The 14,428-nt window shown below is 66.9% G+C and carries 12 protein-coding genes; 10 read left to right on the forward strand and 2 right to left on the reverse strand.

Going from position 1 to position 14,428, the window contains the following annotated elements; all coding sequences use genetic code 11:
- Window positions 1-38: 38 nt before the first annotated feature.
- The 9 genes from ytfQ to BLT73_RS17780 all read left to right on the forward strand — a co-directional run bounded on the left by ytfQ (window position 39) and on the right by BLT73_RS17780 (window position 10,871).
- On the forward strand, window positions 39-998 hold the full coding sequence (ytfQ, locus tag BLT73_RS09370) for a galactofuranose ABC transporter, galactofuranose-binding protein YtfQ (RefSeq protein WP_090523203.1): 960 nt from the start codon (window positions 39-41) through the stop codon (window positions 996-998).
- 59 nt (window positions 999-1,057) lie between these two features.
- Window positions 1,058-2,575, forward strand: coding sequence for a sugar ABC transporter ATP-binding protein (locus BLT73_RS09375; protein ID WP_090523205.1), 1,518 nt, complete (start codon window positions 1,058-1,060; stop codon window positions 2,573-2,575).
- The gene (locus BLT73_RS09380) at window positions 2,572-3,591 is read left to right on the forward strand and encodes an ABC transporter permease (RefSeq protein ID WP_090523206.1); all 1,020 of its coding nucleotides are present in this window, start codon (window positions 2,572-2,574) and stop codon (window positions 3,589-3,591) included. The genes BLT73_RS09375 and BLT73_RS09380 overlap by 4 nt, the downstream gene beginning before the upstream one ends.
- A complete protein-coding gene (gene yjfF, locus BLT73_RS09385) occupies window positions 3,588-4,562 on the forward strand; it encodes a galactofuranose ABC transporter, permease protein YjfF (protein ID WP_090523618.1) in 975 nt (324 codons plus the stop codon). Before BLT73_RS09380 ends, yjfF begins: the two co-directional genes overlap by 4 nt.
- Window positions 4,559-5,593 carry an aldose epimerase family protein gene (locus BLT73_RS09390; protein ID WP_245727209.1) on the forward strand — a complete coding sequence of 345 codons (1,035 nt, stop codon included), beginning with the start codon at window positions 4,559-4,561 and terminating at the stop codon, window positions 5,591-5,593. The genes yjfF and BLT73_RS09390 overlap by 4 nt, the downstream gene beginning before the upstream one ends.
- 108 nt (window positions 5,594-5,701) lie before the next feature.
- The gene (locus tag BLT73_RS09395; RefSeq protein WP_090523208.1) at window positions 5,702-7,147 is read left to right on the forward strand and encodes an oligosaccharide flippase family protein; all 1,446 of its coding nucleotides are present in this window, start codon (window positions 5,702-5,704) and stop codon (window positions 7,145-7,147) included.
- Between the two features lie 60 nt (window positions 7,148-7,207).
- Window positions 7,208-8,197 (forward strand): hypothetical protein, encoded by a 990-nt coding sequence (locus BLT73_RS09400; RefSeq protein WP_090523209.1) that lies wholly within the window; start codon window positions 7,208-7,210, stop codon window positions 8,195-8,197.
- Between the two features lie 46 nt (window positions 8,198-8,243).
- Window positions 8,244-9,323 (forward strand): cellulase family glycosylhydrolase, encoded by a 1,080-nt coding sequence (locus BLT73_RS09405; RefSeq protein ID WP_090523211.1) that lies wholly within the window; start codon window positions 8,244-8,246, stop codon window positions 9,321-9,323.
- Window positions 9,324-9,437: 114 nt separating this feature from the next.
- Window positions 9,438-10,871 (forward strand): M10 family metallopeptidase C-terminal domain-containing protein, encoded by a 1,434-nt coding sequence (locus BLT73_RS17780; protein WP_090523213.1) that lies wholly within the window; start codon window positions 9,438-9,440, stop codon window positions 10,869-10,871.
- 24 nt (window positions 10,872-10,895) lie between these two features.
- Here BLT73_RS17780 and BLT73_RS09415 read toward each other — a convergent pair whose 3' ends face one another.
- A complete protein-coding gene (locus BLT73_RS09415; protein ID WP_090523214.1) occupies window positions 10,896-12,011 on the reverse strand; it encodes a glycosyltransferase family 4 protein in 1,116 nt (371 codons plus the stop codon).
- On the reverse strand, window positions 12,004-12,948 hold the full coding sequence (locus BLT73_RS09420) for a glycosyltransferase family 2 protein (RefSeq protein WP_090523216.1): 945 nt from the start codon (window positions 12,946-12,948) through the stop codon (window positions 12,004-12,006). The genes BLT73_RS09415 and BLT73_RS09420 overlap by 8 nt, the downstream gene beginning before the upstream one ends.
- Before the next feature lie 232 nt (window positions 12,949-13,180).
- Between BLT73_RS09420 and BLT73_RS09425 the strand changes: the two genes are divergently transcribed.
- Window positions 13,181-14,221 (forward strand): glycosyltransferase family 2 protein, encoded by a 1,041-nt coding sequence (locus BLT73_RS09425; protein ID WP_090523218.1) that lies wholly within the window; start codon window positions 13,181-13,183, stop codon window positions 14,219-14,221.
- The last annotated feature ends 207 nt before the right edge of the window (window positions 14,222-14,428 follow it).

Here is a 14,428-nt window from a genome sequence, read left to right on the forward strand (position 1 = left end):
GACGCCGCCCCGTTAACCAGAAAGGGAGGAACCTGACGATGAAATTCACGACATTCCTGTCCGGCGCGGCCATACTCGCCGCATCCGCCACTGCCAGCTTCGCCGAGGGCGAGGTGGTGGGCTTCGCCCAGATCGGCTCGGAATCCGGGTGGCGCGCGGCGGAAACCACGCTGACCCGCAACCAGGCCGAGGAGCGCGGCTACCAGCTCCAATTCTCCGACGCGCAGCAGCGTCAGGAAAACCAGATCGCGGCCATCCGCTCCTTCATCGCGCAGGGCGTGGATGCGATCCTGCTCGCGCCGGTCGTGGCCACAGGCTGGGATTCGGTGCTGGAAGAGGCGCAGGAGGCGGAGATCCCCGTCGTGCTGCTGGACCGGCAGGTGGACAGCGCCGACGAACTTTACCTGACCGCCGTGGGCTCCAATCTCGTCCATGAGGGCGAGGTCGCGGGCGAATGGCTGGTCGGCGAGGTCGGCGACCGAGACTGCCGCATCGTCGAGTTGCAAGGCACGACCGGATCGAGCCCCGCCATCGACCGCAAGACCGGCTTCGAGAACGCCATCCAAGGCCACGACAACCTGGAAATCGTGCGCAGCCAGACCGGCGATTTCACCCGCGCCCAGGGCAAGGAGGTGATGGAAAGCTTCCTCCAGGCAGAGAATGGCGGCGCCGATATCTGCGCGCTTTACGCCCATAATGACGACATGGCGGTGGGTGCGATCCAGGCCATCAAGGAGGCCGGGCTGGCACCGGGCGAGGATATCCTGATCGTGTCAATCGACGGCGTGCCGGATATCTTCCAGGCCATGGCGGATGGAGAGGCCAACGCCACGGTCGAGCTGACCCCCAACATGGCCGGGCCGGCCTTCGACGCGCTGGAAGCCTATTGGGCCGACGGCACCGCGCCGGAGAAATTCATCCAGACGGAGTCGAAACTCTACACCCAGGTCGACGATCCCGCCGGCGAATACGAGGCGCGGAAGGATCTGGGCTACTGATCCCCGGTCGGCCGGGCCGCGCCATGCGGCCCGGCGCTCATCGCAGTGGAGGGGGTGACATGGTCCTGTCGATCCGCAGCCTGACCAAGAGCTTTCCGGGCACGCGCGCACTTGACGCCGTCGATTTCGATCTCGCGGCGGGCGAGGTCCATGCGCTGTTGGGCGAGAACGGCGCCGGGAAATCGACGCTCATCAAATGCCTGACCGGGGCCTATCGGCGCGATGGCGGCGAGATGGTGCTGGACGGACAGCACATCGATCCGCGCTCGACCGTCGAAGCGCAGGATCTTGGCATCGGCACGGTTTACCAGGAGGTCAATCTTCTTCCCAACCTGACCGTGGCGCAAAACCTGATCTTCGGACGCGAGCCGCGCCGGTTCGGGCTGATCGACGCCGCCACCACACGCCGCGCCGCCCGCGAGATGCTGGCGCGTTACGGGCTAAAGATCGACGTGGACCGCGATCTGGGCAGCTACTCGGTCGCGATCCAGCAGATCATCGCCATCGCCCGCGCCGTGGCCCTGTCGGGGAAGGTGCTGATCCTCGACGAGCCGACGGCGAGCCTCGATGCGCGCGAGGTGGAGATGGTGTTCGACGTGGTGCGCGGGTTGCGGGCGGACGGGCTGGGCATCGTCTTCGTGTCGCATTTCCTCGATCAGGTTTTCGATCTGAGCGACCGGGTGACGGTGCTGCGCAACGGCCGCAAAATCGTGACGGCGGCGACCGCGGATCTGAGCCGGGTGGCGCTGATCGAGCATATGCTGGGCCGCGAACTGGAAGACGAGGTCGAGACGCAGAGCGCCGAGGAGCCCGACGCGGACCGTCCGGCCTTCCTGCGGTTCGAGGGCTATGGCCGGAGCGGCGTCGTTGCCCCCTTCGATCTGGGAATCGCGCAGGGCGAGGTGGTCGGGCTGGCCGGGCTCCTTGGCTCCGGGCGCACCGAGACCGCCGAGATGATCTTCGGGGTCCGCCCGGCCCAGACCGGCAGCGCAAGGGACATGGACGGCCCGCTGAAACTCTCCAGCCCCGCCGCCGCCATCGCCGAGGGCTTCGGCTTCGCGCCCGAGGACCGAAAGACCGACGGGATCGTAGCCGATCTGTCCATCCGCGAGAATATCATCCTGGCGCTGCAGGCGCGGCGTGGCTGGGCCAGGCCGATCGGCCGCGCCGAGCAGAACCGGCTGGCCGAGGATTACATCCGGCGGCTGGATATCCGCACCACGAGCCGCGAGAAACCGGTGGGCGAGCTGTCGGGCGGCAACCAGCAGAAGGTGGTGCTGGCCCGCTGGCTGGCGATGAATCCGCGCTTCCTGATCCTGGATGAGCCGACCCGCGGCATCGATGTGGGCGCGCATGCGGAAATCCTGCGCCTGATCCACGAGCTGACCGAGGCCGGTATGGCGGTCATGGTCATCAGCTCCGAGATCGACGAACTCGTCGCCGTGGCCGACCGGGTGATCGTGCTGCGCGACCGCAGCCATGTGGCGGAATTGACCGGGCCGCGCGTGACCGGCGACGAGATCATGCGCGCCATAGCCAGCGAGGCGACGGACAGACGCGGGCAGGTGCCGGCATGAGCCTGCTGGGTCGCATCGCACCGCAACTGATCGCGCTCGCCGCGCTCGTGGCACTCGTGTCCTTCTTCTTTCCGGGCTTCCTGAGCATCTCCTACCATGACGGCCGCCTGGTCGGCCCGGTGATCGACGTGCTCAAGCGCGGCGCACCGGTGGCGCTGCTGGCCATCGGCATGACCCTGGTGATCGCCACCCGCGGCATCGATCTGTCGGTCGGCACGGTGATGGCCATCTGCGGCGCGGTCGCGGCCTCGGCCATTGCCGGCGGGCTGGGGGTCGGCCCGGCGCTGCTGCTGGCGCTCGGCGCGGGGGCGCTCGCCGGGCTGTGGAACGGGGTGCTGGTGGCGGTGGTCGGCATCCAGCCTTTCGTCGCGACGCTGATCCTGATGACCATGGGGCGCGGCATCGCGCAGCTCATCACCGAAGGCCGGATCCTGACCTTCACCGATGCCGGTTTCGCGTTTTTCGGCTCGGGAATGATGCTCGGCCTGCCGGTGCCGGCCTGGATGTGGCTGATCGCGGGGCTTGGCACGGCGCTGCTGATGCGGCTCAGTGCGCTCGGCCTGCTGATCGAGGCGATCGGCATCAACCGCCGCGCGAGCGCCCTTTCGGGGGTGAACGCCACCGTGCTGCTGATCGCGGTCTATGTCGCCTCCGGCCTCTGCGCGGCGCTTGCCGGGATCGTGGTGACCGCCGATATCCGCGGCGCGGACGCCAATAATGCCGGCCTGTGGCTGGAGCTGGACGCGATCCTCGCCGTGGTGATCGGGGGCAATTCGCTGCTCGGCGGCCGGTTCTCGGTCACAGCCTCTCTGCTGGGGGCGATGATTATCCAGACCATCGATACCGGCGTGTTGCTGGCCGGGTTTCCGCCCGAATACAACCTTGTCATCAAGGCCGGGCTGGTGCTGATCATCCTGGTGCTGCAATCGCCGCGCATCGCGGCGGAATGGCGGGTCTGGCGCGAGACACAGCGCGCGCCGCCGCCCGACCGGACCCGGACGGAGGGCGGGGCATGACACGACGCGCGCTTCCGCTCTATGCCACCATCGCCATCTTCCTGCTGGCCTTTTTCCTGTGCTGGCTGCAATTTCCGTTCATCCTCTCGACGCGGGTGATCGGCAACCTGCTGACCGACAATGCCTATCTGGGCATCGTTGCGGTCGGCATGACGCTGGTGATCCTGTCGGGCGGGATCGATCTGTCGGTGGGATCGGTGATCGCCTTCTCCGGCGTGTTCATCGCGGTCATGCTGCGTGACACCGGGCTGCACCCGCTGGCGGTCTTCGCGCTGCTGCTGGCGATCACCACCGGCTTTGGCGCGGCGATGGGGGTCCTGATCCACCGGCTGGCCATGCCGCCCTTCATCGTGACGCTGGCCGGGATGTTCCTGGCGCGCGGTGCGGCCTATATGCTGTCCATCCAGTCGGTGCCGATCCAGCATCCCTTCTATGACGTTCTGCAGGATGCCTATTGGCTGATGCTGGGCAAGGGGCGGCTGACGCTGATCGGGGTGCTGATGCTGCTGAGTGTGGCCCTGGGCATGGTCATCGCGCATCGTACGCGGTTCGGCATCAGCGTCTATGCGCTTGGCGGTGGCGAACAGACGGCGCGGCTGATGGGGGTGCGGCAGGGGCGCACGATCATGCTGGTCTATGCGTATTCCGGGCTGATGGCCGGGCTCTCGGGTATCGTGTTCTCGGTCTATACCGGGTCGGGCTACTCGCTCGCTACGGTGGGGACCGAGCTGACCGCGATCGCCGCGGTGGTCATCGGCGGCACGCTGCTGACCGGCGGGGCGGGCTACATGTTCGGCACGCTGGTCGGGGTGCTGACCATGGGGCTGATCCAGACCTATATCGTGTTCGACGGCTCGCTGTCGAGCTGGTGGACCAAGATCGTCATCGGGGTGCTGCTGCTGGTGTTCATCCTGCTGCAAAAGGCGCTGCTGCGCCTGACCCGCGGATCTTTTTCGGGAGAGGCGGGATGACGCGGAACGGATCGGACGGCAGCGCGACCGGCGCCGCGGCGATGCAGACGGACGAGGCGATCCTGCCCGATGGGCGCCCGGTGCGCGGCATCACGCTGGAGGGCGGCGGGCTGCGCGCGCGCGTGCTGACGCTGGGTGCCATCGTGCAGGAGCTGCGGCTCGACGGGATCGATCATCCGCTGGTGCTGGGATCGCCGGACATCGCCGCCTATCTCGGCGAGATGCGCTATGTCGGCGCCATTGTCGGGCGCTATGCCAACCGGATCGGGCAGGGGCGGTTTTCTCTGGGCGGAGAGGATTTCCAGACCGACCGCAATTTCCTGGATCGTCACACGCTGCATGGCGGCTCGGACGGCACCGATTGTCAGATCTGGGAGGTCCGGTCGCACCGTCGCGATCGGGTGACGCTGGGTCTGAGCCTGCCGGACGGCCATATGGGATTTCCCGGCCATCTGAATCTTACCGCCCAGTTCACGCTGGCCGATGCTACGCTGACCATCACGCTCTCCGCCCGGTCGGACGCGGCGACGCCATGCAGCCTGGCCCATCACGGCTATTTCGATCTCGACGGTGGCGGCGACATACGCGGCCACCGCCTGTCCATCGCGGCGGAGCGGTATCTGCCGGTCGATGACGATCTGATCCCGACCGGCGAGATCGCGGCGGTCGCGGGCACGCGTTTCGATTTCCGGCAGGCGCGCGAGATCGGACCCGGCGGGTATGATCATAATTTCTGCCTCTCCGACGCGCCGCGAACCTTGCGCCCGGTCGCGCGGCTGACCGGACAGGGCGGGCTTGCGATGCAGGTCGAGACGACGGCCTGCGGGCTCCAGCTTTATGACGGCGCGCATCTGTCCGGGCTGCCGGGACTGGAGGGGCGCATCTATGAAACCCATGCCGGTGTGGCGCTGGAAACGCAGTTCTGGCCCGACGCGCCCAACCGCCCGGATTTCCCTGACCCGATCCTGCGGCCCGGTGACGTTTTTTCCGAAACCACGCGCTACCGCTTCGCGCGGCCCGGACGGACCTGACCCGGCGTCATAGGCGAACTCCCGCGGCGATCCGGGCCGGGCCCCGGATGCACCCTTGCGCCTTGGTGGAATCCGCTGCAAAACCCGCTCGTTTTTGCCGAGGTTGTTATGGCGCGTTTCAAGTTGTGGATCGGTGCGTCGGCCGCCGATACAATCACCCGTCTGGCCGTGCAACTCGGCAGCACGATGGTCGTGGCTCGGATCCTGTCGCCGGAGGAGTTCGGCCTGGCCAGCATGGTGCTGGGGGTGAACACGATCATGGCGGCGTTCATCGGCCTGCCATTCGAGGAATCGCTGGCGCAGCGCCGCAAGCTCTATACCGCGCATCTGGAAACCGCGCTGTTCGTGTCGGCAGTGCTGACCGTGGTCTCGGTGCTGATCTCGGTGCTGTGCGGCCCGGCGATCGAGCATCTGGCCGATGCGCCGGGCTTTGCCATGGCGCTGATCGTGTCGAGCCTGCTGTTATTCGCCCAAGGCCCCGGCGCCGTGGCGCGGGCCATCGCCCGCCGGCACCGGCGCTTCGTCGATCTGTCGATCTGCACCGCCGCCAGCACCGTGCTGGCCTGCGGCGCCGCGGTGCTGGCCGCCTTCGCGGGCTGGGGGGTCTATGCCCTGGTCCTGCAACGCCTGTTGCCGCTGGTGTTCTTCCCGATCCTCGCCCTGGGGTTCCTGCACTGGCGCGGCCAGCGGATCTGGCTGCCGATGCGCTGGCACGCGGTGCGGTTCCGCGAGCTGTTCCGCTTCTCCTGGCTGCACCTGGCCGATGTGGGCGTGACCAATGCCGGGCCGGCGGCGCTGTCCTTTCTGGTCAACGCCTATTTCGGGCAGGCGATCCTGGGTCAGTTGAACATCGCGCTGCGCATCGTCGATCCGCTGCGCATGGCGCTGATGAGCGTGGGCCACAACCTCGCCTTCTCGGTGCTGGTGCGCCTGCAGACCGATGTTAGCCGGCTGACCGCGAAAGCCGGCGACATCGCCGCCGCCACCGGCTTCGTCATCATCCCGGCCTTTGTCGGGCTGGCGATCAGCACCCCGGTGCTGCTGCCGATGCTGGTCGGGCCGGGATGGGAGGCCTCGATCCCGCTGTCGCAGATGCTCTGCCTCGGTGTCGGGCTGTCGCTGCCGTTCCGCTTCTATTTCTCGGGCTACTCGGCGCTCGGCCGGCCGGAATACGGGCTCATCAGCAGCACGCTGGCGCTTGCCGCGATGGCGCTGCTTTTCGTGCTGGCGGCGCGGGCCGGGCTGGATGCGGCGGCCGGGATCGCCTTCGTGTCCTACGAGGCCGCCACCGTCGTCGTCGCCGTGGCCTTTGCCATCTTCCTGCTGGGCCGAGACATGGTCCCCGCGCTCACCCGCATGGCGCGCATCTGGCTGGGCGCGCTGATCATGGCAGGGATCATCCACTGGTTGTATCTGCGCGACCCCGAGATCGCCGTGTCGGGCACGAAGTTGCTGGCTATTGTGCTGACCGGCATGGTCGTCTATCCGGTCGCCATGCTGGTGGTGTGCCCTGCCTGCCTGCGTGGTTTCATCGGGTTCGTCCGTGACAGATAGTTCTGGTTGGTCGTGTTAGTATTTGTCATCTCAGAGTCGCATCAATACACGGTCCGCGACGTGCTCGAGACGCGGGACCACGCGCTGCATGGCCGCATCATCATCCTGTCCTATGATGAATTCATCTCGGCGCCGCGCCTGCCGCGGGCGAGCTATCTGTTCCTCGACATCGAACGGCTGAGCCCGGACCAGCTCTCCGACAGCACCGCGCGGCTGGATTTTCTGCTCGCGGTTGCACCGGAGTTGCGCATCCTGAACCGGCCCGACCGGGTCGGCACGCGGATGGAGGTCATGGCGCGGCTGCACGAGGCGGGGATCAACGGGTTCCGGCTGATGCCCGCCGCGACGCCTGCCGCGGATCTGCTATACCCGGTGTTTCTGCGCAACGTGCAGGACCACAGCGGACCCCGCTCGCAGCTTCTTCATTCGCCCGAGGAACTGGCGGCGGCACTCGCCGCGCTGCCCTCGCGCGAGGGCTACGGCATCACCGAATTCGTCGATGCGCGCAACGCCGACGGGCTGTTCGAGAAGCGCGGCTATATGCGGGTGGGAGACAGCGTCTTTGCCTCGGCGCTCGATGCCAGCCATCACTGGGTGTGCAAGGGTGAATACGCCGATCCGGCCACGGTGCCGCAGGGCGCGCGCGAGCTGGAGTTCCTGTCCGGCGACGAGGACGGTGCGGCGCTGCGCCGGGCCTTCGATGTGGCCCGGGTCGATTACGGCCGCGCCGATTACGCGATCATCGACGGCCGGCCGCAGCTTTTCGAGATCAACACCAACCCCTGGCTGGAGCCGCCGGAGAACGTGCCCCCCGTGGCACGGCAGGGCGCCCTAGTGATGATCGACCGCTTCCTGGCCGGTCTGCACCGGCTGGACCGCGACTCCGGGATCGACGCGCCGGACTGGATCGAGGTTCCCGGCGCGCGCCGATCGACGCGAGGATTCAAGCTGAACCGCCGCAGCCTGTTCCGCAGGCTTCTGTGCCGTCTCGGCGGGCTGCAGCACGAGACCCGCGTCATGGGCCGGCTGCGCGGGCTGCATCTGCTCTGATCCGGCTGTCGGACCGGCAAGGCAATACAGGGAAAGGCGCGCGATCATGGCGAACGCAAACCGGGTGCTGCGATGCGCGGTCGTGGCAATTCTTTTCGCATTTGCTGTGATGGCGATGCCGGGGCGGGTTGCGGCGCAGGAGGATCCCGATCACGCGCCGGGCGTGCTGGGCATGGCGGTCGGGCTAAACGCGCTGCGCGATCTGGACGATGCCGGGCTGGATGCCGAGTTCGCGGAATATGCGGCGCTCGGGATGGAATGGGTGCGCACCGATCTCTACTGGGCGGATGTGCAGGCCGGGGGGCCGGGCAATGCCGACTGGTCCGAATTCGACCGGATCGTGGACTATGCCGCACGGCATGATCTGAACGTTCTGCCGGTAGTGGGGACGACGCCGGACTGGGCGCGGGCGGACCGCGATGCCGCATCCTCGCCGGGCAATCCGAATTTCTATGCGCGCTTTGTCGAGCGGGCCGTCCGACGCTATGCGCCGCGCGACATTCATGTCTGGGAAATCTGGAACGAACCCAACCTGGCGAGTAATTGGCCGCCGCGCCCCGATCCTGCGGCTTACGCAGCCGTTCTTGCCGCAGCTTATGACGCGATCCATGCCGCCGACCCCGAGGCGACGGTGTTGCTGGGCGGGCTTTCCCCGGCGGCCTGGACCGGCCCGCCCGTCATCATGCGACACTACGCGGCGCCCGCGTTCCTGGCCGCGATCTATGCGGCGGGGGCGGGTGACAGCTTCGATGCGGTGGCGTTTCACCCCTACAGCTATCCCGAGGGGCCGTCGGGCAGCGATCCGGCGAATGGCTGGGCGATGATGACCGGCGAAATCCGTGACATCATGCGGGAAAACGGCGATTCCGACAAGAAGATCTGGATCACCGAATACGGCGCGCCGACCAATGACGGACACGGCGGCATCAGCGAAGCGGCGCAGGCCGAGATGTTTGCCGAATCGCTGCGCCTGGCGCGGCAACTGGACTGGGCGGGGCCGCTCTTCTGGTACAGTTACCGGGATCTCGGCGAAGATCCGCAGAGCAATGAGAACTGGTTCGGCGTGATCGACCATGACGGTCGGCGGAAACCTGCGTGGCATGAAATGCGGGGCTTCACGAGATAGGGTAAGATAGGGAAAAGTTATACTCACGGTTAGGGTTACACGGTGAAATTTTTCCGCTTCGGCCGATGGTTGCGGCCGGACTTCCTATTCATACCCTGATTGAGAGATCATAACATGGCGACACGAGACGTTGTACCTGGCCAGCTTGGCATGGCCACGCCGTTTGGCGAATTGCTGGGAACATCCACCGCGGAGATGGAGGCCGAGCTGGCGGATTACGTCCGCCTGGGCGTCGACTGGCTGCGCATAGACCTGCACTGGGATTCGATCCAGCGCAGTGCGGGCGGCCGGATGGACTGGTCGCTGGTGGACAAGGTGTTCAATGCCGTCGACGCGGCCGGGATCGAGATCGTCGCGGTGCTCAACAACACCCCCGATTGGGTCGGCAGCAGCCTGTCCAGCGGCTGGCAACAGCGCGCCTTCGGCGAGTTTGCCGGGGCTGCGGCGGCGCGCTACGGCAATATCGTGGATTACTGGGAAATCCTGAACGAGCCCAACAAGGGTGGCGTCTCGCCGGAAAGCTATTCCGGCGTGCTGCGGGAAAGCTGGAACGCGATCAAGGCCGTGGACAGCAACGACGTCATCATCAGCGGCGGCACGGCCGCGGTGCCCCAGACCGGAAACGGCATGTACGGCGCGGTGGATTACCTGCAGCGCATCTATGCCAGCGGCGGCGGGGATTATTTCGACGCGGTCGGATACCACCCCTACACCTTTCCGCTGTTTCCCGGCAGCAGCCAGGCCTGGAATGGCTGGCAGATCATGGAGGACGGCATCCGCGACACGATGATCGCGAATGGCGATGCCGACAAGAAGGTCTGGATGACCGAACTTGGCGCGCCGACATGGGGCCAGTCCGTGACCGTGTCGCAGGCCGATCAGGCCCGGATCCTGCGCGAGGCGGTGGATCTGGCGCAGGACACCGATTGGGCCGGGCCGATCATGTGGTTTAGCTATCAGGATTCGACCTTCGAGCCGGGCTTCGGCCTCGTCGGCGCGGATGGGGCGCAGCGCGAGGCCTATTGGGCGTTTCGCGAGCTGGGCAATGCCGACAACGTGCGCCAGGCCGTCAGCATCGCGCCCGCCGCCGTCGATCTGCAGGACGGCACCGGAGGGGCGGACCGCCTGTCCGGCATGGATGGCGACAGCGTGCTGAACGGGTTGGGCGGCAATGACACGCTGCTGGGACATGGCGGCGATGACCACCTTGCCGGCGGTTCAGGCAATGACGTGCTGACCGGCGCATCGGGCAGCGACGTGTTCCTGTTCGCGAAGGGCATGGGCTGGGACAAGATCACCGATTTCACGAGCGGGCAGGACGTGATCGACCTCAGCGCCATTGATGCCGACAGCACCGCATCGGGGATGCAGGCATTCGACTTCATCGGCGGGGCCTATCTGCGCGAGGCGGGTGATCTCGGGGTCTATGTCGATCACCAGAACGCCAGGACCTATGTGCAGGGGGATCTGAACGGCGACCGCGCCTTCGATTTCAGCATCAGGCTGAACGGGGTTCATGCGCTGAGCGTGGATGATTTCATCCTGTGATCCGGCACGGGCGATGGCGCGTGCTCAGGTGAGCAACTCGGCATAGAGTGCATTCACCTCGCGCGCCATCCGCTCGGCCGTGTATTTCTCCACGAATCGGGCATAGCCGGCGTCGCCGTAGCGGCGGAGGTCGTGCGAGCGCGCGGCCTCGATCAGCGCCACGATCTCATCGACGCGATCGGGGGTGAACAGCCGTCCGGTCTCGCCATCGACGACAATGTCCTGCAGGCCGCCCACCCGGCTGGCAAACACCGCCAGCCGCGCCTGCATCGCCTCCACCGCGACCAGTCCGAAGCCTTCCCATCGCGACGGCACCAGCAGCAGATCGGCGCGGCGGAACAGATCGAACACCGCCTCGCGCTTCTGCCAGCCCAGCAATTCGACATTCTCTGGCACCGGCGGCAGGGCGTCGCTCGACACGATGGCGCTGCCGATGGCGTGGCCGGTGGCGCGCGGACCGAGCCGTTCCATCACCTCAAGGAAGGCGTCATAGCCCTTCTGCCGGTCGAAACGCCCGGCGAAGGCGATGCGCAACGGCGCGTCTGGATCGCTTGCGGGCAGGGCCGGGCGGTCGCCGCGCGGGCTGATCCCGTTGTCGATCACCGCCAGCTTGGCCGCGCCGATGCCGACCGACAGCGCCTCGCGCCGCTCGTAATCCGAGATGCAGATGATCCGGTCCGTCACCCGGCTCAGCGCCCGTTCCACGGCGGCCACGCCGCGCTGCATCTTGCGGCTGCCCTCGCGCGAGAAGGCCCAGCCATGGGGGCAATAGACCACGCGTGTTCCGCGCGGAATGAACGCCGACAGCGCCCGGATCGCGGCCCCGGCATAGCTGGAATGGATATGCAGGATCGCGGGCCGTGTGCGGCGGATATGGCGGATCGTGCGCCAGGCCAGCGAGATCAGATCGCGGCGGTTTCCCCGGCGCATCTCCATTCCGATGAAGGTGAAATTAGACCGCTCGCCAAAGGTCAGCGCTGCGCGGTTCACCTCCGGGCTGATGAGATCAAACTGCGTGTCCGGTGACAGCGCAAGCTGCGCGGTCAGCAATTCGTCGAGATAGGTGGCCACGCCGCCAAGCGGCGCCTCGGTCACATGCACGACGCGCCTGGGCCGGCCGGCCCCGCTCCGCTCAGCCATGACGCCGCCTCACCAGCCGGTCGCGCAGAATGCGGTAGGGGCCGGGCGCCACGCCGCGGGCCAGGATCGCCCCGGCACGCCGGGCCGACACCCCGCCCAGCCGGACCGCGCGGCGCAACATCCGCAGGGCGCGAACCGGCTGCGTCCGGGCGATCTCCGGCACCATGAAGCGCGCCATGAACCCGCTTTCCGCCCGCGCGGTCAGCCGGTGCGCCTGGTGGCGCACCCAATCCGCGATTTCCTGGGGGGAGGTGGTATAGGACAGCCGCCCCTCCGCCTGATCGTCATACCAGATCACCAGCGGGTCGGGCAGCATGCGGAAGGTGGCACCCGCCTCTTCGAGACGCAGGCAGAGATCGAGATCCTCCAGGCAGCGCAGCGAGGAATCGAAGCCCAGGCGGGTCATCATCCCGCGCGGAATCACCAGCGTCGAGGTCTGCATCAGCCCGTCAGCGGCAAAGAGGTAATCCCCCACCGTCTCGCCCGCCTCTATGGCGCGGTCGGGCTTGACCATGCGGTTGTCGTCGCCGCGGTGAAAATACAGCGGCGAATACCATGCGGCTTGGGCCGCGTCCGGCGCGGCCTCGATGGCGGCGCGGAACCGGGAGAGCTTTTCCGGCAGGAACTCGTCGTCGGAATCCAGAAATGCGATGAACCGGCCCCGCGCCGCCGAAACGCCGCGATTGCGGGCCGCCGATGCGCCGGCATTCTCCTGCCGGATGCAGCGGATGCGGCTGTCGTCGATGGCCTCGACCCGATCTGCCGTGCCGTCCATCGAGCCGTCATCGACCACGACGATTTCGAAATCCGGCTCGGTCTGCGCCAGACAGGATTGCAGCGTCCGGCCGATCTTGTCGGCGCGGTTATAGGCCGGAATCACGATGGAGAAAAACGGCGCCGCCTGCGCCGCATCGTCGGGGGAGGGGTCGTCTTCCATCAGGCAGTCCACAACAAGAAACCGGAACAATCGTCAAACGCCGCCGGGCGATCCGGCGAACCGCGCGGATCCTATGGCCGGATCGCGCCGCCGCAAGCGGATTCGTCGATCCGGTACCGTCCCGGTGGAGAATTGCCGAGCATTCGGGTTGCGGCCTATCGGGACATAGGGCAGTGAGGGATCGGTTCCAGCGGTTTACAAGTGGAGCCGTCTTCCAGCTGCGCGTTATTTCATGTCAGAGCCATTTTCACTTTCTGTTGTCATTCCGAACCGCAATCGCGCCGATCTTCTGCTGCGCGCGGTTCTGTCGGTGCAGGATCAGACTGCAGACGCGATCGAGATTATCGTCGTCGATGACTTCTCCCGCACCGATCTGAGCGCCGAATACGCGATGCTGGAGGAGATGGGCGTCCGCATCCTGCGCCAGCCCCGCCATCAGCGCGGCCCGGCCGCCCGCAATCGCGGCGCGCGCGAGGCACGCGGCAGCCATGTCAGCTTCCTCGATTCGGACGATATCTGGCTGTCCGGCCGCTACGACGAGATCCGCAGTTTCTATGCCGATCCGAAAAATGGCGAGCGGGTTCTGGTCAGCCATGCCGCCATCCATATCGACGGAGAGTTGCGCGACATCGCCCAGCCAGTCTGGCATGCGGGCGCATCGCTGGTCGAGTATGTCTATCGCGACGCGGGTCGGGTGCAGACCTCGATGCTGACCATGCCGGTCTCGCTGGCCCATCGCTTCCCGTTCGACGAAACATTGCGGGTCAATCAGGACACCGATCTGGCCATGCGCATGGATCGCGCCGGGATCGGGTTCGAGATCGCGACCGTGCCGACGCTCGTCAAGGATGAGACCCCCGATCCCGGACGGCTGACCATGGGGCGCGAGACCGCCGATCTGTCCTATGACTGGTTCCGGCGCGAATCGCATGACTGGTCGCGCGCGGCGAAAAGCGGCTATCACCTGCAGGACCGGGTCTGGCGGCTGGCCGATTCCGGCAGACGCGGGGCAGCCTATGCCAGCCTGGCCCGCAGCCTGTTCCCGCCGGTCTCGGCCCGCGAATCGGCGCGGCGCGGGGTCGGCATGGTGCTGGGGCAGGGCGGCTACGAAACGCTGCGCGGCGCCGTTCGCAAGCTGCGCGGCGACCCGGCGCTGGCGCGGGATGGCGGCGAGATGCTGGCAAGGTGGAACCGGCTGGACCGCCGAGCGCGCGAGATCTGCGCGGCGCTTCAGGACGCGGCGGGCGGGGAGGACGCGGCACCCGATCCCTAGGCGCCATAGCCATCCGACCGCGCGTCGGGTCGCCATCGGCGGAAAGGCGCGTTTTCCGTGGCGTTCACGCGATTTCGACCCGTCCGCGCGCATCCGCGCTCGACCTTCCCCGGCCTGTTGCGATAAGAGCGGCGCGTTGGCTTGCTGCTCTGCGGCGGGCCGATCCTGTTGTAGAAGGTGACGACGTTGTATTCTCGAGTTTCCGCC

Source organism: Paracoccus isoporae (genome assembly GCF_900101865.1).
GTDB lineage: Bacteria > Pseudomonadota > Alphaproteobacteria > Rhodobacterales > Rhodobacteraceae > Paracoccus > Paracoccus isoporae.